Origin of the sequence: Streptococcus parasanguinis, from assembly GCF_032163505.1 — a bacterium.
In the GTDB taxonomy this organism is placed as follows: Bacteria; Bacillota; Bacilli; order Lactobacillales; family Streptococcaceae; genus Streptococcus; species Streptococcus parasanguinis_V.
On record NZ_CP134147.1, the window covers coordinates 1309317 to 1334486 of the forward strand.

Sequence of the window (25170 nt, forward strand, 5' to 3'; positions counted from 1 at the left end):
CCCTTTATAGGTAACCATAAAATGAAATATCTTTTTCCAATTCTTCCAAGCGGTAGGGTGTTTCTTGATAAACCGCATAGTTGATCCAATTACTAAAGAAGGTCGTCGCAGCTAGATTCCAACGAATGCGAGGCTCTGTATTAGCGTCATCCCCATCAAAGTAATTCTTGGGAACGTCCGGATCCAAACCTGCCTTGACATCTCGGTGGTATTCTTTTGCCAGCGTATCGCGATCATATTCCAGATGGCCAAAGCTATAGACCTCACGCATATCTGGACTAGCGATGATGGAAAGCCCAACTTCATTTCCTTGCGCGATCACTTGAAGATTGCTCTTTTCAAGGACTTCCTTCAAAGGAATATCTGTATAGCGGGAATGAGGGGCAAGGAAGCGATCGTCAAAGCCTCTCATGAGCAGACTATCGGGACGCACCACTGCTTGGTCATAGATACCCGATAGCTTGTCACAGAGCTCTACTTTTTGAATCCCGTAACGGTGGTACAGTCCAGCCTGGGCTCCCCAACAAAGGTGCAAGGTAGAAAAGACATGCCGTTTAGACCATTCAAAGACCTGGGTTAATTCTTCCCAGTAGTCTACTTCTTCAAAGTCCATCTTTTCGACAGGCGCTCCTGTCACAATCAAGCCGTCATAGTAATTATCCTTGATATCCTCAAAGGTCTTGTAGAAGCTCTCCAAATGCTCAGCCGCTGTATTCTTGGATTCATGGCTCGCCATGTAGAGGAAATCAACATTGATCTGCAAGGGCGTGTTGGCAAGGAGCCGTAAGAGCTGGGTTTCTGTCGCAACCTTGGTCGGCATCAGATTAAGAATGAGAACATTCATCGGCCGAATATCCTGGTGAGTCGCCCGAACATCATCCATGACAAAAATATTTTCTGAACGAAGGATATCGACTGCTGGTAATTTTTTATCTAGAGTAATTGGCATAAAAAGCTCCCATCTTACAAGTTCTTAACTAACATTATATGATAGGAGCTTATAGTTTTCAATTATGGTTTTTCTGTAGCCAGTTATAGTATTAGACTATATCAGTAATGCATCAAGACTTTGTAGTCGTAATCGCCGATCGCTTCGCGGCCTTTAAGATCATCGAGCTCGATCAAGAAGGCACAACCTGCAACTACTCCACCGAGTTTTTCGATCATTTCGATGGTTGCTTTCACCGTACCACCTGTTGCCAAGAGGTCATCGACGATGAGAACGCGTTGACCTGGTTTGATAGCATCGGCGTGCATGGTCAAGGTATCCACACCGTATTCTTTTTCGTAGTCAGCAGAGATGACTTCACGTGGCAATTTACCAGGCTTACGAACAGGCGCAAATCCAATTCCCAACTCAAAAGCGACCGGACATCCAACGATGAACCCACGCGCTTCAGGACCAACGATCATGTCGATTTTCTTATCCGTCGCGTATTGAACGATTTCACGAATCGCATAACTATAAGCATTGCCATCTGCCATCAAAGGGCTGATATCACGGAAGGTAATACCTTCTTGTGGATAGTTTTCAATGCTTGCAATGTAATCTTTTAAATTCATGGTTAACTTTCTTTCATAAAAAATTTTTTACATTCCATTATACCATGAATTCTACTAACTTGCATCATTTTTGCCAAATCATTTTCCCATACCTGCAGTAACAGCAAAATGAGGCTGGGACAAAAGTCCTAGCCTCTCAATTGTCTTTGGATTGTCGAGCAAGACGCAGTTGTTGAGTGGGCTCTACTACGCTGATTTCATCAGCTTTTACAGCCCTACTCAACTGTGCGGAGGTGGGACGACGAAATCGAATTCTAACGAATTACCGATTTCTGTCCCACTTTCATAATAATTGTTAGAAGAACCTTTTACTGTCCTTCTATTAATTTGTTGTACTCGATTTTCATATCCCCCAAGTTTTTCAGGGAATAACGGGAGCTTCCGTTTTTAAACCAAGTACCCAGGATATATTGCTCGGCGACCTTCTTACTTTGGTTTTTCAACCAAGTGCGGTCTTTGCCATAGGTGGCAAGTTGCTCAAGGAGTTGTTGGCCCTCGTAGGTAGTATCTTCTTTAGAAAGGTAGACCTCTTTCTGGAAAAACAACTTTTTGGATGAGTTGTATTTAAATATAAAACCAAGTGTCACACCTTTTTCCAATTGAAGATCATACATATAGGTCCAGTTGGGCGTTCCCCTAAACATCATCACGGACAGTTCTTCGTTAGCATCGACAATTCCTTTAGAATAGGGGTAGGTCTGAAAATCCTCGTTTTCTTTCCAAATACCATCGTTCCCTATCGTTTCTGTATAGGGCTTAAACATCACATAGCGCATCAGCCCACCATTTTCAGAGTAAGCGATCTCCTCCATAGGATTTTTGAGGCTTAGATAGATTTCAAACCAATAAAGAGCAAAAAGTAGGATGGGAATTAGGCAGAGAGTAATTTTTAGACGTTTTTTCATGAGGCCTGTTCTGTCAGATAGTCATAGATTTCGCGAACGGTTCCAAGGGCCATTAATTCCTGCTCTTTCACCGTTTGTTTGAGATTTTGGTAGATGGTGCTTTCTGCGATTTCCCGTTTTTCTGCTGCTTTATTGACCTTCATGATGCCATTTTCAATGGTCACAAAGCCCAATTCTTGGAAGATCTGGATCATTTTAACCAAGAGGATCTGCTCGATCTTGAGATAGGTAGCTAGGTCTTTCAGTTTGTAGCGGACATCGAACTCTGGGTATTGGTAGATGGTTTTATAGAGCTTGGCATACTGGTCCCTGCTACCGTAGCCTGTCAGATAGTAGGCTTTAGCAATTTCATTTTTGAAATACACAGCTTGGAAATCATGCTCTTGAAAGATGTGACGCAGTTGCTCTATATCCTCAGGGATATTTCCAACCACTACAGCAGTTGCTCCTGCTAGATCAGGCAGTTCTTTGGTAAAATCAAGTACAGGAACACCTGCGGGGAGGCTGGCATTTTTGGAGCGGATATTAAAGAGCTGGACGCCGTCCACACGCGCATCGACCAGCATGAGCTGAAGGGTTGTTTGGCCATTCCATTGGTTGACAGATAATTGAACGGCTAGCTCTAAGTCTTGCGCCTGGGCAAACTCTGTTTCTAAGCTTCCCAAGCCAAAGGCAACCACCTCAAAGGTCGCATCTTCTTGAGAAATTTTGAGTTTCAAGTGAGTATTGCCAGCTCCCATCGAGCGCGCCCCTTCTACCTTGAAATTACGGACCAAAAAGACAGGCTTTTTATTGTCCATGCCAAAAGGACTCAAGCGTTCAAAGCTTTTCAGAGTCTCAAGCGTTAGTTCAGTTAAATGCAGTTCCTCGTCGATGGCTAAGCTGGACTTGCTACTGAGATCAATCTCTTGCTCTCGAATATAATCCGTAAGGGCCTGAGACAAGGCAGGGAGTTGGTCCACCTCGAGCGTCATCCCTGCTGCACCGGCATGTCCTCCAAAGGCGACAAAGAGCGACCGGTGAGGATCAAGAGCCTCAAAGATATTGACCGACTCAGGACTGCGAGTGCTCCCCTTAGCCCGTCCATCCTCGATGCTTAAAACAACGACCGGCTGATGGAGCTCTTCTAATAGACGGCCGGCGACAATGCCTAGCACTCCCGGATTCCAACCTTCTTTGGCTAAGACCTGGGCGGACAAGCTCGGGTCAACCATGGTTTTAGCTTCGTCGTAGATTGCTTGGACGATCTCTTTGCGTTCTTCATTCTTCTGATGAATCATGAGGGCAATCTCATGCGCCTCTTCATCGTCAAAACCAGTCAGTAGCTCGATGGCTGGATTAGGGTCATCCAGACGCCCAAGGGCATTGAGACGAGGAGCAATCTGAAAGCCAACCGTTTCTTCATTGACATCCTCAGGACGAATCCCAGCGATCTCCAAGAGCTCCTGCAAGCCCATCCGCTGGGTATGTTGGAGAACACCCAGGCCATATTTGACTAGGATCCGATTCTCATCTGTCAGACTCACCATGTCAGCAATGGTCCCAATCGCGACCAAATCTAAGAGATCAACCAGTACTTCCTCTAGGAGGGCACAAGCCAACTTAAAGGCTACACCACAGCCTGCTAAATAATGGAAGGGATAAGCCGCATCTGGATGTTCTGGATGAATGATCGCATAAGCATCTGGCAAAACCTCTGGCATGGAGTGGTGGTCCGTCACAATGACATCCACTCCCATTGCCTGGGCCATGGCTATGGCTTGATTGCCCGCCACGCCATTGTCCACCGTGACAATCAAAGAAATACCTTGCTGCTCGATAAAGTACTTGTAAACACTCTCATTGGGACCATAGCCATCTGTGAAGCGGTTGGGAAGGTAAACTTGCACCTCTGCTCCCATCTGCTCCAAGGTTTCTTTCATAATGGAGGCCGAAGTCATCCCGTCCGCGTCATAGTCCCCATAGATCAGGATCTGCTCGTAATCTTCGATAGCCTGTCTGATACGCTCCACTGCCTTGTCCATATCATGGAGCAAATAAGGGTCGTGTAGCTTCTCCAGCTTGGGTTCTAAAAAGTCTTCTAAATCCTCTTTGGTCTGAATGCCACGCTCATACAGCAAGGTTGCTACGGACGCTTCCAGGCCTGCTTTTTTGGCAAGGGCTAAAAAGGCCTCATCTGCACTTGGCGAAGCTAACTGCCAATCGTATTTTGAAGTGATCATCTAGCTTTTGGTCTCCTCTTTTTCTTATCTGAATATTATAACATGAAAGGCTAAAATGGCGGGAAATAAAAGGTCGACTTATACAAAAACCAAAATCAACATTTTTCGTTATTTTTGTTGCATTTAACTTGACTTATCATACTAAAAGAATATAATAATGATGATAATAATCTTTTAAATATGCAATGGGATGATTATTCTGTTAAAATTTGCAACGTTTATTATCACTTTAACATTATGACGCTTGTCATTTCCCTTGTTTTTCTATCTAAACAAACGTAGTTAGAGGGTTTGAGCTGATTTTGTCGGTGGGTTTGTTTTCTTTTAATGCATAAAGAGGAGCATATAATTCATCGATCTATCCTAAACTGAGGCAGCTGGTTTCATGGAGTAGAAATTAGAAGCCTTTCTATTTTGGGATATATCACTATGTAGAAAAGCCTCGGAAAGGGCAGGCAGAAGAAAGGAAATGAGGCCAATTGAAATCTCTTTATAAAAAGATAGTTGCATTTGTAGCTATCATCGGCGTGGTAGCCTTGGGCTTGTCTGTGATCAAACCCGTAAGCGCGGCCACTGTTTCACCAACCGTCACCAACTTAAAGGCCCAAGCAAGTGGACAAAAAGTTATCTTTTCATTTGACTGGGATTTAACTGGTAAATCAGTTAAAGACGGTGATACATTTACCATTGATGCTCCAGAGGGTGTCAATATCACTGAAATCGCAACACAATCACTCCAAGCTAATGGAGCTGAAGTCGCAACCATTTCGATGACAAACAAAAAGATTACTTTTACCTTTAAAAAAGCAATCGAGTCAATGAACGAAAATGTCAAAGGTGGATTCTCATACAAAGCAGAATGGGATAGCACTCCAGGAAATCCTGGAAACAAGACCGCCACTTCTAAAGTCGGTTCAGAATCTGTCATCATTACACGTCCTGACGGTCCTGGCGTATTTGAATCAGTCTTAAATAAATACAACCTTACAGGTGACTATGTAGCTAAGCAATTCAAATTAGACGCATCTGAAAACTATGCATGGATGAATGTTGGTGATGACTACTATCTGACAAAATGGTTCATCCGTATCAACGGGGATGGTAAGAAACAAGCCATCACAAACCCTGTTGTATCGGATAAAATCCAAGCTCCAGCTGTAGATTACTCAAAAATCACTTTTGCTCCTGCTGCAAACCACGCTGCAAATGAATTCTTTGTGGGAACTTACTTGAAACCATCCTTTACATTAAGAAAAGGTGGACAAGTGGTGGCTTCTGGTTGGGACTTCTGGAAACATGTGAAATTCGATGCGGACGGCAATGGATTTACCGTGAATTTATCAGATGTCAGTGATGTCTTTAAAACAGCATCTAGCGATGAATTGATCGTTGAATACCAAACATTAATTCCTAAGACAACCATTCGCGTTGACAACAATGCTACATTGACAGCTGATGAAATTACAACACCTCAAACTGACCCAGCATTCTGGAACAACACTGAATTGAAATTCTGGGTGAGCGGTGATAAAACTGTCACTGTTCAAAAAGAATGGGTTGGAGACGAAGAAGCTGACCGTAAAGATATCACGGTTCAATTGTATGCGGACGGGAAAGCCTTGGATGGGTTAACACAAACCCTTACAAAAGCTTCTGGCTGGAAAGCAGCATTTACGAATTTGCCAGGTATCAAAGACGGTAAGAAGATTGAGTACTCAGTAGTGGAAACTAACACTCCAGAAGGTTACACTTCTAAAGTTGAGAAAATTGATGATGACAACGTGATTAAAGTGGTCAACACTTCAAATAAACCAACTACAACAACCACTACGACTACTACAACCACGACTCAAGAGCCTACTACTACAACTACTACTACTCAAGAGCCTACTACCACAACTACTACGACTCAAGAGCCTACTACCACAACAACTACGACTCAAGAGCCTACAACTACAACAACTACGACTCAAGAGCCTACAACTACAACAACTACGACTCAAGAGCCTACAACTACAACAACTACGACTCAAGAGCCTACAACCACAACCACTACGACTCAAGAGCCTTCAACCACAACCACTACGACTCAAGAGCCTTCAACCACAACCACTACGACTCAAGAGCCTACAACCACAACCACTACGACTCAAGAGCCTTCAACCACAACCACTACGACTCAAGAGCCTTCAACCACAACCACTACGACTCAAGAGCCTACAACCACAACCACTACGACTCAAGAGCCTACTACTACAACTACTACGACTCAAGAGCCTTCAACCACAACTACTACGACTCAAGAGCCTACAACTACGGTAACAACTACTGATGAACCTAAGACGACTTCAACTACAACTGATGAGCCTAAGACCACAGTAACGACTACCGATGAACCTTCGACTACTTCAACTACTTCTGAAGAGCCTAAGACTACTGTACCTACTACACCTGAGACTCCTGATACAACACCAGAAGAACCAGGAAACCACAATAGTAGTGAGGAAGGCACAACGTCAACAACAACAACTACTACTGCAGAGCCTAAGACTACACCCGAAAAACCAAATAAACCTGATCATTCTGGTACCACAACGACACCAAGTGCGCCAGGTTCAAATGGTGGAAACAATGGGGGAGGTCGCAAAACGCTTCTTCCAAATACAGGTGAAGTTGTTGCATCTGGACTTGTCTTCTCAGGAATTCTTGTCTTAGCAGGTGCTGTTGGAATCAAACGGAAATTGACTGATAACTAATCGTATCATTAGGAACAGTCCTTACTTCTATCAACCCCCTAACGAAGAAACTTCTACTCTCATTCGTAGAAGTTGAAACAAATAAGAGAGAACCGAAAGGTTCTCTTTTTTATCCCGTTTTTCTTTAATAGATAACAAAAACAGCTCAGGGACCTTCATCCTGAGCTGTCGTTTTTTCTATTTTACCTTTTTTACTGATCCAATTTCACAACCTGTCCATCCTTAACGTTGAATTTATAAGTGATGGATTCATGATCTTTATTCTTGAAATCCAGGTAATAGAAATCATAATCACCATCTGGAAGATCACTGGCATCCAACTTTTTAGCAGCAGCTTTTAAATCCTTTTCCTGGATGGCTTGGTCATCTTCTACTGAGATCATCATACGAACCATCCCCTTTTGAATAAGGGTGGCGTACGGAATCTGGTAATAACCCGCGAAATCATTCTTTCCTTCTTGCCTATTTTGAGCCGCCAGTTCTTCCAACTCTTCTGCAGACTCCTTTTGATAAGAAGAATCAACATTGGAGATAAAATGAAAATAAGAGAGAGTCAGGCCTAAATCCTGCTTTTTAAGCTTATCCAGTAGTTGGGCCTCTTTTTTCTGTACTATCTTCTGCTCTGTAAAAACTTCTTTATAACTTGGAGTGGTTTGTCCATAGGGATCAGACCAGTCATTTTGTAAGAAAGCATGCACCTCAAGAGGTACGGTTTGACCGTCATAGGTTTTCTCCGAATAAGTAAAATCGACATTATAACCTGGAATTTCTAAAGCCTGCCAGGAAAGACGATTAATTTTAACATTTCCATGAAGACCAACCTTAGCAAGCTCACTGCTGACAACTTCCTTCGCTTTTTTATAATCACTCGGTTTCATGATCTTACAACTGGAAAGAAACAGGCAACAAAGAATAAGTGGAATTCCTGCGAATAGTTTGAAATAGTTTGGCTTCATAGCCTGACCTCCTTGTTAAATCCGACCTAATCGATTAATTTTTTACATCATATGGGAACATTTTTTTAATATCTTCTTTCATCTTTTTATTAGGAATTTTCTCTAAATCCATATATTTGAAGAATTCTTCATCATTTTGAACGATATGAACCTTCCCATCTTTAGTATACTCATCTGGTATGGTCAGATTACCGAAGGACTGACCAAAATCTCTAGAGACCACGTAGTTCTGTACTTCATATAAGCGTCTCAGCAATGAGAACTCTGTAGTATCCTTACTTTGATTTAATTCCTTTTTAAAATATTGGAAAAATTCTTTTTTGTTATTCGCAAGATGTTCTTGCCCATCTTTTGAAAGCTCTGCTGGTATCTTATGATACTGTAGGACATCATACCATCCACCTGAACGCTGCTCTGGAACTTTATAAAGCAGTTCCAAAAATGAAATATCAAAGTTGAGATCTTCTGGTCCGAGAAAGTATAGATAGGCATTCTCCCCTTTTGTCGATTCTTCACCCCATTTTACAGTAGTTGGATTATTCCCTTTGCTTAAAATAGAATATACTTTCGGATAGAGTGTTTTCAATGGGATGTCCTTAGTATAATCACTACGATCTGTAAATAACAAACGTGAATGTTGGAGCTGCAATTGTCCTCCTTCAAAATTGTATTCAAATGGATGTAAGTCTTTGTCGCTTTCTCGATTTTCTTTTTGAACTTGTTCATAACCTTTGCCTGATGAGGTTTTCCAAGCGAACTTTCCATCCTTAACATTCATTAACCCTATACGAGATTGATACTCTGTTTGTACATAGATATTTCCAGGTTCTACAATATATTTGTCTTTCTTATCGACAAGAATATCAATCGGAATGTATGTTTCTCCATCATCTGTATCCAACAACATAGAAGAAACTTTAACAGATAAGGGGATATAATTCTTATCCATATCTCGTACTATCTTAAAAACATCATATGTTTTCTTCACTAAGCGCTTGTCCTTGGTATCATAGACATCAATGAGCCAGTACTCTCCCTTTTGTGCTTTATTTGTAGTTAGGTAAGGAACTTGATTACCACGAATATAATATTGAAAATAGAGACGTGGGTCAGATTTTAATTTGTAACTTTCTTGTGCAATGTACCGTTCACTATTTCCACCATTTATAAACCATTCTACTTTAACTTTTGAATTATACGAATATGCTTCCAGCGCCTCATCCACTTCCTCTTTATTATCCCATTGAATGGCTACTGCTTTCCCACCTGCAATAAATTGGGAGTCAACTATGTTTGGACGAGGTTTCCAAGTTACAAATTGTGATATATCACGCTTATGAATTTCATACCGGATGAACCAGCCTCCTGCCAAGGTAACGAGTAATACAAATATCCAAAACTTGATTGATTTAAAAACCTTCTTCATTCTCTCATTTCTACTTTCTGTCCGCATTTTATTACCTTATTTGTTTGTCAGTTTTCTTTAAAGGTTTTCCGATTTTTCCAACCACATATGAATAAATTTTTTAATAATTCATTGATAACTGAAGCTTCTGATAATTTCTTAAACTAACTAACTTTTACAATAAGCTGACTAAAGGTTAGGATTCTTCTTTATTTTTGAAAGACCCATTTTGTATCACCATAAACAACCGTAAATGGTCCATCCCCATCTGTTAAATAGTTAATTTTATATATACCAGATTCTCCTGCTTCAAGGACTGTTGGCTGTTTATAATTTAAAGTGTTATTCAACATATAAGCAGATTTCCCCTGGCCATCATATAGGTCTACATTTGTATAATCTGGAGTATTTGCAACGGTTAGATGAGTTGGATTTGAAATGGTAAACTGAACAATGATTTTGTGTTGATTTTTATTTTTATCAACAAATTCTTGATCGTCTTGGATATCTAGGTTCGGTTCTTCACGTACACTATCCAACGTTACGACTATTCCATTTCCGAAAACGACTGGCTCTCCAATTGCATATTTTTTGACTGGATTTTGTGGGTTAAAATCTTTTAGCTTTTCACTTACCTTTCCTTCATCAGTGACCCTATCAGTAATGATGGGCCAAAAGATACTATTATCATTTCCACCTCCAGATTGATTAGCTTTCTGCATTTGTTGAGGAATTTGTAACAAGAGTGCCAAATTTTTAGTATCAATTTGGACTTGACCTTGGTTGGTCACCTCCATTTCGATCGTCATTTCCGTACTACCAATCATATCACCTGTTGAAAAACTCGCATTAAAATTTTCCTTAACTAAATGTTGTAAGATGGTAGAAAGCATTATATAAGAAAGATGGTCTCCTCGGTTGTCTTTTTCAGCATAGTTTTCGTGTAGTTCATCTAACCAAGCATACATGGTCTCATTTGGATTCTTGGGATCAGCACTCAATCTGTACCCTTTTCCTCTTGGTAATTGCCTTGGGCTATAGGCTGGTGTTTGAATTTTTAGGACTACCTTATTCCCCTTAACTGCATATCCCTTTAATTCGTAACTCCTTTCAGTGGGTAGAGCATTGGTCATTAATTTTAAATACATGGGACCATAGATTTTGAGCGGATATTTTTCTCCTAGATACTCAAAATAAGTATTTGAATCAAAGGTCCTATTACTTTCTTCTATTTTAGGAACAATATAGTCCTTCCAGATCCGGTTATACATTTCTTCCTGACTCATTACTCCACTAGCCTTGACTACTGTGTCCATTTCATCTTGGTCAATGTAAATTGCTTCAACTACTTGCAAAGCTTTTTGAACTTTTCCCTCTTCATCGAGAGGAGCTTCATTTTGTTGCAGACTATATTTAGAAATCCCGTCACTCGGAGCTGATCTCATATATGAAGGATCATGATCAAATGTTCTGTATTTATTACCACTCTTAGCATTCCAATCAAATGATGCAGCTGGTCCTGTCTTATCAAAATGAATGTTTTTTCGATCGATTTTCTTCTGTACTTCTTTATTCGAAGAACCTTGTTTTTCTACAGTTCCTTGTTTGCAGGCACTCAAACATACTGGTATAAGTACCGAACATAAGACAAGGCCCCATTTTATTTTCTTCTTCATTCCATCTCCTCCTGATCTCTTCCTCATTTTACCATCAAACTCCCCTTTTGTCAGTCAAATAGATAAGAGGCTGGGACAAAAGTCCTAGCCTCTCAATTATTTTTGGATTGTCAAGCAAGACGCAGTGGTTGAGTGGGCTCTACTACGCTGATTTCATCAGCTTTTACAGCCCTACTCAACTGTGCGGAGGTGGGACGACGAAATCGAATTCTAACGAATTACCGATTTCTGTCCCACTCTCTTTATTTCATATATATCATCCCTGTACAGGCTTGCTCTGAAAGTTCAACAAAGCCTAGTGACTGGTAAAAGGCTAGATTCTTCTCGCTACGTTCTGTGACGAGGAGCCGTTGATAGACATTTGGGAAGGTCGCTAAAGCCTCTGTTAAGAGTTTCCTTCCAATGCCTTGGCGCTGGTGATCTGGTCGTACCAAAAGGTCCTGTACCAAAAGGACAGAGTGGCCATCTCCTACCAAGCGAATGTAGGCGACGAGCTCTTTCTCATCATAGACGGCCAACTGCCAGAGACTGGCTTTGACGGCTTCTTCTAACATAGCTGGGTTCTTGGTATAATTGGTCCATCCAACCGAGCTGTAGAGTGCGAGTAGGTCTTCCATCGCTGGAATTTCTTTTTTATAATGTAACATCTTAACTCCTTTTTAAGGTATAGTGCTGGAAGAAGGCGATATCTCGGTAAGGGGACTCTTGACAAACGGCCAGCTCCATCTCAAGCATAGACTCTCGCCAGCCTTCTTGGCCTTTGAAGCGGTTGTCCTGCAAGGCATAAAAGACTCGAATTCCTTGGTAATCCTTGACTTCAAGGGCTAAGTCTTCTACTGCTGCACCGAGATCATAGGCCTGAGCCAAGCCCATGGAGTGAGTTTCCAAGTCCTGACCTGCTAAGAGATCAAGCGCCTTTTGAGTATCATTTTCAAAGACGACTGTCTGCAGAACGCGGCCAACCTCATTATGCTTGACGATAGAGAGCAGGCCTCCTGGTTTCAAGAGACGAGTGAATGCCTTTAGAATCACCTTGCGATCCTCTACATACTCCAAGACATTGTGGCAGAGAATGACATCAAAGCTAGCATCTTCAAGACTTGCTAACTGGTCCAGACTTCCGACGAGTTGCTGGTAAGGATGGTCCTGGGCCCGCAAAGCCACCATTTCCTCATTAGGTTCCACAGCAAGGACCTCATTGTTTTGTGCCAGGTGGTTGGCTACAAAGCCAAAACCACTCCCGAAATCAAGCACCCGTTTTCCCTTGATGTCCTGTAATTGGGCAAAAAGGATATCATAATAGATCTGTCCCCAGGGTTGCCGGAGGTTCTCTAAATAGGCTTGAATATTTGCGGCCATCGATCTCCTCCTATTTGAAATTGAACATCTTGCTCGCTAGCTTGTCCGAGATTCGTGGGAAAAGGGTATAGAGCTTGTGGGTCAGGTTCAAAAGCCAAGGAAGATTGAGCTCACGTTTTGGTTTTCCAAAGTTCTTCACAATCTTCTTGGCTACAAAGTCCGGTTCCAAAATGTAGCGATCCACAGCTTTCACATAGCTTCCGTCTGGGTCTGCCTGATCAAAGAAAGTGGTCCGAATGGGGCCTGGATTGACCGTCGTCACATGGACACCAAAGGGCATCAGTTCCAAGCGCAGGGCATTGGAGAAACCAATGGCCGCAAACTTGGTGGCCGAATAAAGGCTGGATTTGGCAGTTGCGACGAGACCCGCCATGCTGACGATGTTGACGATGTGCCCCTTGCCTGCTTCCTTCATGTGCGCACCCATCAAGCGTGAGAGCTGCATGAGGGCAAAGGTATTGACTTCAAACATGGCATGAATTTGCTCATTGGTAATCTGGTCAAACTCTTCAAAAATCCCATAGCCTGCGTTGTTGACCAAGATATCAATCTGTCCATAGCGCTGATAGAGCTCTTCTACCAAATCTTGGACGGCTGAGGAATCAGTGATATCGATCCCGATGCATTCAGCTTGAGGATGACTAGCATAGAGTTGTTCCAGTTTTTCTTGATTTCTACCTAGGAGAATCAGCCGATCTTCAGGGAGGAGCTTGACCATTTCTTGGGCCAAGCCTCCACTTGCTCCTGTTATGAGAATGGTGCGCATCTTAGATCTCCACTTCTTCCAAATCTTTGACGACATAGACATTTTCAAAAATGCTGGACGCATCCTTGCGCAATTGGCTGATGTCTTTTGATAAGAAGCGAGCACTGATGTGGTTCAAAAGAAGGCGCTTGGCTCCAGCTTCACGCGCCACTTCTGCTGCCTGCATATTGGTCGAGTGACCGTGTTTCTTAGCAATCTTCTCATCGCCCTTGCCATAGGTAGACTCATGGACGAGGACATCCGCATTGACTCCAAGGCGGACGCTGGCATCAGTCTTTCTGGTATCTCCAAGGATCGTGATAATCTTACCAGGCCGAGGGGCTGAAATATAATCCGCTGCAATGATCTTAGTCCCATCTTCCAGGGTGACATCTTGTCCATTTTTGACCTGGCCAAAGAGCGGACCAAATGGAACGCCCACTGCCTTCAGCTTGTCTGCGTCGAGCGTCCCTTCCAAGTCCTTCTGCATGATCCGGTAACCCACACAGAAAATGGTGTGGTCCAAAGCTTCCGCATAAACCGTGAATTTATCGGTTTCTAAAATCTTACCTAGAGAATGTTCATCGAATTCATGAAAATGGATGCGGTAAGGTAGCCGAGAGCCTGATACGCGAAGACTAGTCATCACAAAGGATTTGATTCCTACTGGTCCATAGATATCTAGATCCGTCTGCTCTTCATTGGCCTGAAAGGCCCGACTAGAGAGGAAACCTGGCAAACCAAAAATATGGTCTCCGTGTAGGTGAGTGATAAAGATCTTGCTAACCTTTCGCGGACGAATAGTCGTTTCTAAAATTTGATTCTGTGTCGCTTCGCCACAATCAAAGAGCCAGACTTCATTGATCTCGTCCAGCAATTTGAGCGCTAGGCTCGATACATTACGGGCTTTTGAGGGTTGCCCAGCTCCCGTTCCTAAAAATTGAATGTCCATTGTCTACTTTCTATCTATATAAATCATGGCCGTCCGGTTCTCTGAACGGAAAGAAAGGTCGCCTGGGTAGGCTTGCGCTAGCTCGAGAAGCTCTTCTTGGTTATATCCTGACAGTTTCAAGCGTCCATCTTCCAAGGTCATCAAATCAGTCAGGGCTGAGAGGGCTTCTGTTTTAGTGACCACTTCTGGTTCAGCCTCTTGCAAGCAGATCTTATCATCTTTTTCAAAGACCAAACAATGTGGAAAGATCTCTGCAATTTCGAATAAAATGGCAGGGTTGATATCCTCTGCTGGATCTTCAGCAAAGACACAGGCTAGCTCTTCATTTGCGTAGGCCAAGCCATAAGATTTACCTGATAAATTGAGGCGGATAAATGGCTTTCGTTCATCAAAGCTTTGCTGAACTGTGAATAAGTCAAATACCCGACTCAAGTCCAAGAAATAATCCATGGCCTCCTTGGGGCTCTTCTTTTGATAGAGCTCTGCGAAATAGGCGTTGATCACACTTGGGGGAGGCGTAATCACACGGAGACGCAATTCCTCAGGGATTGTGCTTAAAAGATTGGTCAGGTAGACCCGATCGAGGCTGGTATAGCCTCCATATTTTATTGCTAAATCAACGTAATCCGTCATAAAATTCTTCCAACTTCCACTTATTTTTCTCTGCGATATAGCCTTGAATGACCTCGACATCCTCTTCAAATTCGCGCTGGTCAATGATCGCAACTGTTTCTAGATCATGTGTCCGATAAGATTTTGAAAAAGGAACGCGAATGGTAAAGGGAACAAAGAGTTCACTCAGTTTTTCTAGAAGCAAAGCCTGGAGATCCTCACGGGCTGTCTCAGAGCGCGCTGAAATCAAGCTAAAAGGTGTCTGGGTTGGAGTAAAGTCTGCTACTTTATCTGCTTTGTTGTAAAGAGTCAAACGAGGGATCTCCAACATATCCAGGTCCTTCATGATCGAAAGCACCGTCTTTTCATGCTCTTCATGATTGGGATCAGACGCATCGATGACATGGACCAGAAGGTCCACATTCTTACTTTCTTCCAAGGTTGACTTAAAGCTCGAAACCAACTCTGTTGGTAGATCTTGGATAAAGCCAACCGTATCGGTCAGCGTCACTTGCAGATTGCCTGTTAGGTGGATGCTCTTGGTTGTGGCGTCTAAGGTCGCAAAGAGTTCATCGGCTTCATACTGGCTCTTACTGGTCAGCTGATTCATAATGGTCGACTTTCCTGCATTAGTATAGCCGATCAAACCAATCTTGAAAACAGGTGATTCCAAACGTTTTTCACGAAGGGTTTCCCGGTTCTTTTCAACTGCCTTGAGCTGGCGCTCGATATCGGTGATTTGATTGCGAACGCTCCGGCGGTTCAACTCCAACTGACTTTCCCCTGGTCCACGAGAACCAATTCCCCCAGCCTGACGGCTGAGCATGATTCCTTGACCGACAAGGCGTGGCAAGAGGTATTTGAGCTGGGCCAAGTGTACCTGCAACTTGCCTTCATGACTCCTAGCCCGCATGGCAAAGATATCTAAAATCAACTGCATCCGGTCAATGACCTTAACCCCAAGGATTTCTTCTAAGTTAACATTTTGACGGGGGGTCAGGCGGTTATTGACCACCACGGTCGTAATCTCATCTGCTTCGACCATTTGAGCGATTTCTTCTAGTTTTCCTGAGCCGACAAAGGTCTTGGTATCGTATTTCTCCCGCTTTTGTGTGTAGGAGCCCCGGACATCCCCACCAGCTGTTTTAGCCAGGCTCGCCAACTCCTCCATTGACATATCAAAATTGTTCATGCCTTGAAGTTCCACACCGACCAAAAGGATGCGTTCTTGTTTTTTTTCTGTTTCAATCATGCTGTAAAAACTCCTTTACATCTGCAAGAACCTGCTCCTTGAAGTGGGGGGCAGAAATGGCGTAAAATTTTACTTCCATTCGATTTCGAAACCAAGTCAGCTGGCGTTTGGCAAAACGACGCGTATTGCGCTTGAGGATCTCACTGGCTTCCTCAAGGCTCTGCTCTCCCTTAAAGTAAGGAAAGAGTTCCTTGTAGCCAATCCCTTTAGCTGCCTGAACCTCCGGATGGTCATCATAGAGCCACCGAGCTTCATCCAGCAAGCCCTCCTCTAGCATGCGATCAACCCTGCGATTGATGCGATCATAGATCAAGGATCGATCATCATCTAGACAAATGAGATAGGGTTCATAATCGGTCTCTTCGTTTGCGAGGTCCTGCCCAAAATGAGCAATTTCAAGAGCCCGCATGGCCCGACGGCGATTGAGCTGAGGAATCACAAGTCCTTGCTCCGCTACCCTTTGGTACAAGTCTTCATCCGACAACAAGTCCAATTGGGCGCGATAGGACAGAATCTCTTCATGAGGAACTTCACCACCTAGATGATAACCTTCGAGCAAACTTTGGATGTAAAGGCCTGTCCCACCTGCAATGATAGGAAGCTTACCTCGGGCTGTGATCTCTTCAATGGCAGTCTTGGCTTCTCTTACAAAATCAAAAGCCGAGTAAGACTCGGTCACCTCCCGCACATCAATCAAATGATGGGGAGCTGCAGCTTGCTCTTCTGGTGTCGCCTTGGCTGTTCCAATATCCAGCTTGCGATAGACTTGTTGACTATCGCCACTAATGATTTCACCATTGAGAGCTTGTGCTAAATCGATCGCAAGAGCTGTCTTTCCAACAGCGGTCGGTCCCACAATCACAATTATCTTGGTTTTCATCGTTTTTCCTTGCAAAATTCACGTTTTTTCGTTACCATATATTATAACATAAATATTTAAAGTTCAGAAAAGGAGAAATTCTCATGGCTAAAGGATTTGGTAAAGGTTTTGTTACTGGTGTTGCTGGTACAGTTGCTGCTGTCGCAGGTGCAGTTTACACATTCAAGAAAAAAGTAATCGAACCAGAAGAACAAAAAGCAGCTTTCATCGAAGAAAACCGCAAAAAAGCAGCACGTCGCCGTGTCTCACACTAATCATTCAAAAAGCTCCGGGCAACCGGGGCTTTTTTTGTATCTGTTAGTTGCTTTTACATTTTAATAAGTCAGTCGAAATATCCAATGAATTAGTCAAGTAATCCCACAATTCTCTATGTCATCATTTACATATTTTTCTTTCCGCAGTGACAAAAGTACCTGAAACAGGAGCTGTTTCAGGTACTCGGAATTATTGAGACCCTAGGCTCAATAATTAGCTATGGAACTTCGTAGAAGTTCGCTAGCGTCCGCCGTCACCTAAGGAAAGATAAAATATAAAGAATGAATTCACCGTTCTTTGATCATCTTCGTTGCGATCTCCAAGAGTTCGACTCCCATCTGAAAATGCTCGTCTAATAAATCATAGACGACATCTTCGGACAAGACACCACATGGTAGATCTTCTGGAAAGTCAGCCTGATTGGACAAGTCTAAATCATCAAAATAGGCCTGACTACTATAATAATCGCGCAGTTGGATATAGCTTTCTTGATGCTCTCTTAGCTGATCCACTGCTTTTTTGGTTTCTTCCAAAGTTTTGGCATAGTCATTCAAATAACCTTCCATTCTTTGGATCCGTTCGATGTTTTCCTGTGCAATTGCCATGATTTACTCCACTTTCACCACTTCTAGATGGGGGCCACCTAGAAGCACCAGGTATTTTTCTACTTGCTCTTTGCCATAAGAACGACGAAGAGCTTCTGCATAGAGATCGAGCTGATCCCGGTAACGTACGACCAATTGGCTAGGAACCTTGTAGTGATCTGTCTTGTAGTCAAAGAGCAGGATCCGATCTTCTAGCACCAAGTAACCATCCAAGATCCCCCGCACGACGAAGTCCTCTCCACTGGCTGGATCTTTCTTCAGCATGGCAAAGGGAGCTTCGCGACGGACTCGTGGGGCTTCTTTTTGAAGCAAGGCCCCCAAAGGTGTCTCATAGAAAGCAAGGATGGCCTCTAGCTTGATGCGGGCTTTGACCGCTGGCTCTGCTTGAACTTGCTCCAAGGCTTGACGCAGTGTATCCAACGTGATTTCTTCTTCAAGCGGCATGCGCTGCATGAGTTCATGGACAGCACTACCGACTTGGGCTCCTGTCACGGCTTTTTCTTGACCAAAAGTTGGAAGCTCAAAGTCAGGCGTCACAGTCTTTGCATCCATAATCTGGACGCCATTGGCATCCATGACTGGCTCGTAGAATTTCTTGATCTGACTAGGGGTACGGACACTTGGCAAATGAATGGCCGGAGCATAGAGCTGATTGATCCGATCAACATTTTCCAAGATATCCAAGGCCCGACGAATATCCTCGGACTGACGGACATCCTTGAGCTGATCCAGGCGGGAATCCTTCTCCTTCTCTAGCGGTTCCAGCTGGTCTGGTGTCAGGTCTTCGTCTGTCACAAAACGCGTGTCATAGGCCAGAGTATTCTTGGTAAACACATCTTGAATGGCAAAGAGCCAGTCCTGATAAGAGGTCCATTCTTTTCGTTTTTCCGGATCCAATTTGCCATTACGACTGGTCCCCCAATCGGTATCGCGCAGTTTGTCCTCACGGCCTTTTCCAACCAGATAGAGCTTGAGCTCGGCCCGTGTCATAGCGACATAAAGAAGACGCATCTGCTCAGAAATTGTAGCCAATTTTGTTTCTTCCACGTTCCGTTGGTAGCAAGGCGTTTCGATCTGCAGGCGAATGGATTTTGGAGCAGCTGGATTTTCTGTCTCAACCGGCAGGTTCGCAACATATTTAAAGCCAATCCCTTTTTGGCGACTGAGGATAATCGGTCCTGATTGATCCTTACGGTTAAAGGTCTTGTCCATATTGAGAAGAAAGACATACTTGAATTCCAGCCCCTTACTCTTATGGACGGTCATGAGCTGGACGGCATCTTTGGGTGCTGCAAGAGGGACGCTGGCCAAATCGTGTTCATTTTCGATCACCTTGTCGATCATGGCAATGAAGCGCGACAAGCCCTTAAAGCTGGCTTTTTCATAATCATTGGCCCGAAGCGTCAAGGCATAGAGGTTGGCCTGGCGCTGGGCCCCATTTGGAAGGGCCCCGACATAGTCATAGTAATAACGATCCTCATAGATTTTCCACAGCAAATCATAGAGCGAAGAGGTCTTGGCAGTAGCGCGCCAAGTAGATAAAACCTGGAGGAAGTTCTCGATTTTAGCTGAGAGCTTGGCATCAATCAGATTTGCATGCTTTGCAGTCTTCTCAAGGGCTAACTGGACCTTGTGGTAGAAGGGCAGTTGCTTTTGCTCTGGAAGGGTCTGCAAGGAAATCCGTGCCAATTCATCTTCATCAAAATCAAACATGGGGGATTTCATGAGAGCAACCAAGGGATAATCATGCAAGGGATTGTTAATGGTCCGCAAGGTATCCAACATGACCATCACTTCCAGTGACTCAAGATAATGCGCCTGTCCGCTATCTGCCACAATCGGGATCTGGTATTGGTCAAAAGCTTCCAGTATCGCATCATTTCGCGTTCGAGTCGCCGTTAAAAGCGTGATCTCTTTAAAGGGCACTTTTTCTACCCGATGGAGACGTAAAATTTCTTTGATGACTAGGAGAATTTCTCCCTTGGAAATCGTCTCGACTCCAAGGGAAGCTTCCTCGTCTTCGGTCTTTTCTTCCTGGTCTTGGCTGCCATCATAGAGCAAAAATTCTGCCCGATGTTGTGGCAAGGCCATCCGCTGCTTGTCGCTTCCTGCGACCAGATAGTGGGTTTGATTGTAGTCAATCTCGCCCACCTCTTCGTCCATCAAATGGCGAAAGACATCATTGGTCGCATCCAATACCTCCACATGACTACGGAAATTTTCCTTGAGGAGGATCAACCGCCCTTTCGCCCCTTCTTCTTGGTAGGCTTTAAATTTATCATTAAAAATCTGTGGATCTGCCTGACGGAAGCGGTAAATCGATTGCTTGATATCACCCACCATAAAGCGATTGTGGCCATTTGACAGCAAGTCCAACATCCGCTCTTGGGTGTGGTTGGTATCCTGGTACTCATCGACCATGACCTCATGATAGCGCTCTTGAAAGGCTTGTCTCACCTCTGGGAATTGCTCTAAAATTTGAATTGCAAAATGACTGATATCCCCAAATTCATAAGCTTTTTCTTGGATTTTTCGCTCCAGATAAGCGCGAGCAAAGTCTCTAATAAAGTCCCGCAGCAAGGAGAGCATGGGGCCTTCTTCTTGGTGGAAGGTTTGTTGAAATTCCAGCTGATAGAGCTGATTTTCCAAGTCTCTGAGGCGGTTGATATGTATGGTTTTATCCTGGTTATAAGCCGTAACTAGCTCTTTCAGCTCTTCCTTACGGGCTCTGTTGGTCAAGGCTCCCCCATTTGAACCCCGGCTAATCGCGACGACCGCCTTTAGGACAGAGGTCAATTGCTCTTTATTGGTGCGACCTGTCAGGCTTCCAATCTGATCGAGCACCTCTTCTACAGCTTCCAAATATTTGGCCTTACCAAATGCTTGGCCTTCATTGGACAAATGAAAGGCAAAAAAGCTTTCTGCCTCATAAAGGGCCTGCTGGATGCTCTCCATCAGATCGCCTTCCACCTGGTCAAAATCGGTCTCCTCATAGCCTTTTATGAAATGCTCCTCCAGCCATTTCTCCGGATCACTGGTCGACTGAAGAAAGTCATAGATCTGGTAGACCTGTTCTTTAAACAAGGTCAAATTTTTGCGCTGCCCCGTGAAATTCTTGACCATCTGCACAAAGGCTTCTTGGTTTTCCCCCTGGTAATAGCGGTCAAAAACAGCCTGAAAGACTTCATTTTGTAAGAGGCGTTGCTCACTAGCGTTTTGAAAAATGCGAAACTGGGGTGCCAACCCAAGCAAATAGCCATAGCGCGTTAGGACCTTTTGGGTAAAAGAGTCCATGGTTCCGATATCGCTGGTGGCGACATCTGCGATTTGACGGGCCAGGTGTTGCTTGAGCTCTGGGTCATCGCTCGCTTGCAGGGCTTTTCCAAGTTCACTTTCCAAACGCTCCTTAAGCTCCCCTGCTGCCTTGACCGTAAAGGTTGAGATAAAGAGCTCCTTAATCGAAATGCCACGCTGCATCTGATCCAGTATCCGCTGCACCATGACAAAGGTCTTTCCTGATCCAGCAGAGGCCGACACCAGGATATTGGTCCCCGAACTATAGATGGCATCGATCTGTTCTGGCGTCCGCTTTTGCTCTTTGGTAGAAGCTGCCTCTTGGACCTGGAGGGCCTTGATTTCTTCTCTTGTCAAAAATGCTTGTTTGATCATTTGTTCAAGACCTCCTTCATCTTCTCGATCCAAGCGGCTTTCACCTTTTCACCGCGTATTCCTTTTTGGTCTAGTTTGGTCAAGAACCGTGCCTGACCTAGGTGACGATCCGCTTCAAATCCTGTGATGGATTTAAACTGCTCCACGAATGGTGCGATATTGCGCCCATTTTCACTATAGGGATTGATGGCAAATTGCCCCTTGAGGATCCCTTCTGCTGCTGTTTTATAGAGATAAGCGTTGTACAAGAGGAGCAAGTCCAGCTCTTCCTTACTCAGCATCATGGCCTTGTTCTTATCATAGGCCTCGCCCAGATAAGGCGCCTGATCCGCCATAAAGAGTCCCTTGTACTGTTGACTTTTCATAGTTTGGTTGATGGCGTCCTCGACTGTCTTGGTCTTTCTCAGATCTACTAGGGGATCTCCCATTTCCAAATACATGGCTCCGAAAATCCCTTGCTCCGCTTGGTATTCCTTCAGATCCTGAATGGCAGAAAGATAGGTTGGCAATTGAGAATTCAGGCCATTAAAGAACTTGTCATAGTGGAATTGCGTCAGACTGGACTTGTAGTCAACGACTCCGAGGGCTCCGTGATCTCTCAATTGATCAATGCGATCCACCTTGCCTCGTAACTGTAAGAGCCTGCCATCGGACAATGGATAAGAGGTGTGGGTGCTTCCACCAAAGAGGGTCTCCTCACCAATGGTCTCGATGCCATTTTGCTGGGCGAGGACACGCCCCGTTGTTTTAGCGGTATCAAGAAGCAAGTTGCGAATAAACTCGGTCTCTCCATTTTCTCCATACAATTGCTGGAACTCTGCTTCTTGGCTGGTTTCTCGAATCGCCTCGCTTAAGCGCTGATCAAAAGCTTGATCGGAGCTATCTTTTAAGACCCTTTCAAAGATCCGATGCAAGAAATTCCCATGACTGCGGGCGTCTGGCCGGATCGTCTCATCCTCTTGTAAGCCCAAGACATAGCGCAGATAAAAAGCATACTGGTGCTTGTAGTATTCATTCAAGGCAGAAGCAGATAAGGTCAAGGCTTTGCCCTCTGGGTAGAGCGCTTGAAGCGTATCCGACTGGAGCTGGCGACTCTTCAATTCCGTTGAAATCTGAGGAATCTGAATGCCTTCCGCTTGCAATTTCTTTCGCAAGACCCGCACGGCCACACCCCAAAAGCTGGCTTCTTCAGCAGACAGCTCACTCGTGATCTCCTCTTGATGGAGTTCGATCACGCGCGCTAAGAGGGCTCGGTAGGTCCCGATGTCATCACTCGAAGCTTGCGCTTGTTTGGTCGTCCACTCGATGGCAATGGGCTCCTTGGCCAATTCTAGAAGGTAAGGAGAGACACTATCTTCCGTTTCATTGACCAAGCTAGGGGCCGATAGGACCAGTTGGTTGGTGGCTGCATTGAGTAGCGAAACCGCCACAAAGCGATTCTTCTTGAGATTTTCGCTGGTCACCACCTGGAGCTCTGCTCCTTCTTGGGTGGCCTCATTCAGCTGTTGTCGTTCTTCTTCACTGAGTAGAGAGGTGTTCTGAGCAATCTTTGGAAAACGCTCCTGGGTCAGCCCGATCGCGTAGACATAAGGGGCTGTCAAGGGTTCAATCAAGTCATAGGACTGAACCATCACCACATCGACCGTAGCAGGAATTGTCCGGTATTGTGACAATTGCATCCCCGATAAGAGGAGAGCTAGAAAGTCATCTACGGTCAGCTCTTGGTCCTCAAAGACCACATTCAACTCCTCTAAGACATGAAGGAAGGCCTTCCAGACCTGGTCATAGCGCTCCTGCTCCTCCAAGGCTAGATCCTTGATCAAAGCTTGGAGATTCTGAGAAAGTTGAGCCTCTTGCAGAAACTCTGTAAAGGCGGTTAAGAGATGGGTAACCTTTTGTTTGCGCTGTGAAAAGAAGAGGGCTAGAGGTTCGACGACGCGTTCCCGGAGAGTATTGAGCTTTTCCAAATTAAACTTGCCCTGACGATTGCTAGTAAAAGGCTTGTGAAATTTTGTAGCACCCTTTACTTCCGCAAAGCCAAGGTATTGCTCAAAAGCATCAACTTCTGCTTGCGTCAGATCACTATACAGACCCGTTTTTAACAAGTTGATGACATCTTCTGTCTGGTAATTGAACTGCTTGATCCGACCTAATGATTCAATGACCTGAATCAAGGGATGGTGGACCATAGCTTCACTTCGTCCCAAGTAAAAGGGAATCTGATACTGGTCAAAAATGGTCTTGAGTTGCAGTTGATAAGCTTCTACATCGCCTAACAAGACCCGAATATCCCGATAGCGTGCCCCATCATGAAGACGCTGACGGATCGATTTAGCGACAAATTCCAACTCTTCCTTTTGCGTATTGGTTTGCCAGAGTTGAACCGCTGTTCGGTCGTGCTCCTTGAGCTCATTTTCAACTTGTGAAAAATCGTAGCGCGCTTCTAGCATGCGGGTAATGCGACTAAAGGAGTCTTCAATCGCTTGCCCACAATACTGAGGCTGTACCTCAAAAGTCTTAGCCAGCTGAAGGAGAAAGTCAACACTAGCCTGGTAAAGATTGCCCTCTCTAAAGCTTGCTCGATAGGCTTTTTCACTGGCATAGACCCCGATGACAATCTCCACTCCTTTTCGATGAAGGAGACTAATCAAAGCCTCTTCTTCTGCAGAAAAACGCGTGAAGCCATCGACAACGATCGCCACATCCTGTAATTGCTCTTCCAGCTGCCCTTCTTCGACCTGATTGAGGAAAAAGGCCATCTTGGACTGGGATTCATACTGGTGCTGGACCAGCATCTCAGAGACCGCTTCAAAAATCGCCAAGAGGTCCTCTCTTTTTTCAGCTTCCTCGAGCAACTCCAAATCGGTAAAATCCATCTGGGCTGTCTGTAATTCATGATAGAGCTGGACCAGTTGCTGGATAAACTGAGGATCCTTACGCAGGGCCCCATAAACTTTGAGATCCTGCTCCTTCATCTGGGAAAGAGCTTTAAAAAATAGCATGCCGAGACCGATATCATCCAAGGGTTGCTCCTCAAAGACCTGGTTCAGGATGAAATAACGGGCCATTTGGGCAAAGCGCGTGACGGTAATGGCAAAAGAAGCCTGACCTTCTAAATAGGACAAAACCTTGGCTTCTTTTTCAAAGGAAAGAGAGTTGGGCGCAATGTAAAACACACGCTTGCCCTGTTCTACTAACCCTACGGCTTCTTGTGTCAGGACCTGGGTCAAGGGGGTCCGAACATCCGTATAGAGTAATTTCATCCGATCCGTTCTCCTTTTGGCATTTTCTTGAGAGCTTGTTATCTTCTTATTATATCATTTTCACAGGAGGGACTAAAGCAAGAAGTCATGCTCCT

General features: G+C 44.3%; 19 protein-coding genes. 2 read left to right on the forward strand and 17 right to left on the reverse strand.

Features of this window, described 5'->3' with window-relative positions:
- Positions 1-4: 4 nt before the first annotated feature.
- The 4 genes from metA to recJ form a co-directional block, all read right to left on the reverse strand.
- On the reverse strand, positions 5-949 hold the full coding sequence (metA, locus tag RIN70_RS06705) for a homoserine O-acetyltransferase MetA (RefSeq protein WP_003011482.1): 945 nt from the start codon (positions 947-949) through the stop codon (positions 5-7).
- 101 nt (positions 950-1050) lie between these two features.
- Entirely contained in the window at positions 1051-1563 is a 513-nt protein-coding gene (locus tag RIN70_RS06710) for an adenine phosphoribosyltransferase (RefSeq protein ID WP_003002788.1), read from the reverse strand.
- A 308-nt stretch (positions 1564-1871) separates the two neighbouring features.
- Positions 1872-2468: a TipC family immunity protein gene (locus RIN70_RS06715; RefSeq protein ID WP_118095355.1), complete on the reverse strand. Its 597-nt coding sequence runs from the start codon at positions 2466-2468 to the stop codon at positions 1872-1874.
- Positions 2465-4690 carry a single-stranded-DNA-specific exonuclease RecJ gene (gene recJ, locus RIN70_RS06720; RefSeq protein ID WP_287319167.1) on the reverse strand — a complete coding sequence of 742 codons (2226 nt, stop codon included), beginning with the start codon at positions 4688-4690 and terminating at the stop codon, positions 2465-2467. The genes RIN70_RS06715 and recJ overlap by 4 nt, the downstream gene beginning before the upstream one ends.
- Before the next feature lie 479 nt (positions 4691-5169).
- On the opposite strand from recJ, the gene RIN70_RS06725 reads away from it, so the two are divergent.
- A complete protein-coding gene (locus RIN70_RS06725) occupies positions 5170-7446 on the forward strand; it encodes an LPXTG cell wall anchor domain-containing protein (RefSeq protein ID WP_313790472.1) in 2277 nt (758 codons plus the stop codon).
- A 191-nt stretch (positions 7447-7637) separates the two neighbouring features.
- On the opposite strand, the gene RIN70_RS06730 is transcribed toward RIN70_RS06725, so the two are convergent.
- From RIN70_RS06730 to miaA, 10 genes are all read right to left on the reverse strand, one after another.
- Positions 7638-8402, reverse strand: a complete 765-nt coding sequence (locus RIN70_RS06730) for a hypothetical protein (RefSeq protein WP_118095358.1) — start codon at positions 8400-8402, stop codon at positions 7638-7640.
- Positions 8403-8436: 34 nt separating this feature from the next.
- Complete coding sequence (locus RIN70_RS06735; RefSeq protein ID WP_118095359.1) at positions 8437-9828, reverse strand: hypothetical protein; 1392 nt, start codon at positions 9826-9828, stop codon at positions 8437-8439.
- A gap of 188 nt (positions 9829-10016) precedes the next feature.
- On the reverse strand, positions 10017-11483 hold the full coding sequence (locus tag RIN70_RS06740; protein ID WP_259321842.1) for a hypothetical protein: 1467 nt from the start codon (positions 11481-11483) through the stop codon (positions 10017-10019).
- Between the two features lie 242 nt (positions 11484-11725).
- Positions 11726-12130 carry a GNAT family N-acetyltransferase gene (locus RIN70_RS06745; protein ID WP_049491465.1) on the reverse strand — a complete coding sequence of 135 codons (405 nt, stop codon included), beginning with the start codon at positions 12128-12130 and terminating at the stop codon, positions 11726-11728.
- A gap of 1 nt (position 12131) precedes the next feature.
- Entirely contained in the window at positions 12132-12842 is a 711-nt protein-coding gene (locus RIN70_RS06750; protein ID WP_118095361.1) for a class I SAM-dependent methyltransferase, read from the reverse strand.
- 10 nt (positions 12843-12852) lie between these two features.
- Entirely contained in the window at positions 12853-13608 is a 756-nt protein-coding gene (locus RIN70_RS06755; protein WP_118095362.1) for an SDR family NAD(P)-dependent oxidoreductase, read from the reverse strand.
- Between the two features lies 1 nt (position 13609).
- Positions 13610-14539, reverse strand: coding sequence for a ribonuclease Z (gene rnz, locus RIN70_RS06760; protein ID WP_118095363.1), 930 nt, complete (start codon positions 14537-14539; stop codon positions 13610-13612).
- Positions 14540-14542: 3 nt separating this feature from the next.
- Positions 14543-15172, reverse strand: coding sequence for a cystathionine beta-lyase (locus RIN70_RS06765; RefSeq protein WP_313790473.1), 630 nt, complete (start codon positions 15170-15172; stop codon positions 14543-14545).
- Positions 15156-16403 carry a GTPase HflX gene (gene hflX / locus RIN70_RS06770; RefSeq protein ID WP_272144583.1) on the reverse strand — a complete coding sequence of 416 codons (1248 nt, stop codon included), beginning with the start codon at positions 16401-16403 and terminating at the stop codon, positions 15156-15158. Before hflX ends, RIN70_RS06765 begins: the two co-directional genes overlap by 17 nt.
- Positions 16396-17283: a tRNA (adenosine(37)-N6)-dimethylallyltransferase MiaA gene (gene miaA, locus RIN70_RS06775; protein ID WP_129824091.1), complete on the reverse strand. Its 888-nt coding sequence runs from the start codon at positions 17281-17283 to the stop codon at positions 16396-16398. The genes hflX and miaA overlap by 8 nt, the downstream gene beginning before the upstream one ends.
- A gap of 83 nt (positions 17284-17366) precedes the next feature.
- On the opposite strand from miaA, the gene RIN70_RS06780 reads away from it, so the two are divergent.
- The gene (locus RIN70_RS06780; RefSeq protein WP_003002781.1) at positions 17367-17537 is read left to right on the forward strand and encodes a DUF3042 family protein; all 171 of its coding nucleotides are present in this window, start codon (positions 17367-17369) and stop codon (positions 17535-17537) included.
- A 288-nt stretch (positions 17538-17825) separates the two neighbouring features.
- Here the strand turns inward: RIN70_RS06780 and RIN70_RS06785 are convergent, their stop codons facing one another.
- Genes RIN70_RS06785 through rexB form a run of 3 tightly spaced genes read right to left on the reverse strand, consistent with a single transcriptional unit; the run spans position 17826 to position 25075 of the window.
- Positions 17826-18143: a DUF4298 domain-containing protein gene (locus RIN70_RS06785; RefSeq protein ID WP_155199780.1), complete on the reverse strand. Its 318-nt coding sequence runs from the start codon at positions 18141-18143 to the stop codon at positions 17826-17828.
- Positions 18144-18146: 3 nt separating this feature from the next.
- Complete coding sequence (gene addA, locus RIN70_RS06790; RefSeq protein WP_313790777.1) at positions 18147-21812, reverse strand: helicase-exonuclease AddAB subunit AddA; 3666 nt, start codon at positions 21810-21812, stop codon at positions 18147-18149.
- Complete coding sequence (gene rexB / locus RIN70_RS06795) at positions 21809-25075, reverse strand: ATP-dependent nuclease subunit B (protein WP_313790474.1); 3267 nt, start codon at positions 25073-25075, stop codon at positions 21809-21811. The genes addA and rexB overlap by 4 nt, the downstream gene beginning before the upstream one ends.
- Positions 25076-25170 lie beyond the last annotated feature (95 nt).

Bases quoted from the DNA above. Each gene is read 5' to 3' on its own strand.
- rexB (WP_313790474.1), bottom strand. From the start codon at position 25,075: ATGAAATTACTCTATACGGATGTTCGGACCCCCTTGACCCAGGTCCTG.
- RIN70_RS06735 (WP_118095359.1), bottom strand. From the start codon at position 9,828: ATGAAGAAGGTTTTTAAATCAATCAAGTTTTGGATATTTGTATTACTC.
- RIN70_RS06765 (WP_313790473.1), bottom strand. From the start codon at position 15,172: ATGACGGATTACGTTGATTTAGCAATAAAATATGGAGGCTATACCAGC.
- RIN70_RS06740 (WP_259321842.1), bottom strand. From the start codon at position 11,483: ATGAAGAAGAAAATAAAATGGGGCCTTGTCTTATGTTCGGTACTTATA.
- RIN70_RS06710 (WP_003002788.1), bottom strand. From the start codon at position 1,563: ATGAATTTAAAAGATTACATTGCAAGCATTGAAAACTATCCACAAGAA.
- rnz (WP_118095363.1), bottom strand. From the start codon at position 14,539: ATGGACATTCAATTTTTAGGAACGGGAGCTGGGCAACCCTCAAAAGCC.
- metA (WP_003011482.1), bottom strand. From the start codon at position 949: ATGCCAATTACTCTAGATAAAAAATTACCAGCAGTCGATATCCTTCGT.
- RIN70_RS06755 (WP_118095362.1), bottom strand. From the start codon at position 13,608: ATGCGCACCATTCTCATAACAGGAGCAAGTGGAGGCTTGGCCCAAGAA.
- RIN70_RS06715 (WP_118095355.1), bottom strand. From the start codon at position 2,468: ATGAAAAAACGTCTAAAAATTACTCTCTGCCTAATTCCCATCCTACTT.
- RIN70_RS06750 (WP_118095361.1), bottom strand. From the start codon at position 12,842: ATGGCCGCAAATATTCAAGCCTATTTAGAGAACCTCCGGCAACCCTGG.
- miaA (WP_129824091.1), bottom strand. From the start codon at position 17,283: ATGAAAACCAAGATAATTGTGATTGTGGGACCGACCGCTGTTGGAAAG.
- addA (WP_313790777.1), bottom strand. From the start codon at position 21,812: ATGATCAAACAAGCATTTTTGACAAGAGAAGAAATCAAGGCCCTCCAG.
- hflX (WP_272144583.1), bottom strand. From the start codon at position 16,403: ATGATTGAAACAGAAAAAAAACAAGAACGCATCCTTTTGGTCGGTGTG.
- RIN70_RS06730 (WP_118095358.1), bottom strand. From the start codon at position 8,402: ATGAAGCCAAACTATTTCAAACTATTCGCAGGAATTCCACTTATTCTT.
- recJ (WP_287319167.1), bottom strand. From the start codon at position 4,690: ATGATCACTTCAAAATACGATTGGCAGTTAGCTTCGCCAAGTGCAGAT.
- RIN70_RS06780 (WP_003002781.1), top strand. From the start codon at position 17,367: ATGGCTAAAGGATTTGGTAAAGGTTTTGTTACTGGTGTTGCTGGTACA.
- RIN70_RS06785 (WP_155199780.1), bottom strand. From the start codon at position 18,143: ATGGCAATTGCACAGGAAAACATCGAACGGATCCAAAGAATGGAAGGT.
- RIN70_RS06745 (WP_049491465.1), bottom strand. From the start codon at position 12,130: ATGTTACATTATAAAAAAGAAATTCCAGCGATGGAAGACCTACTCGCA.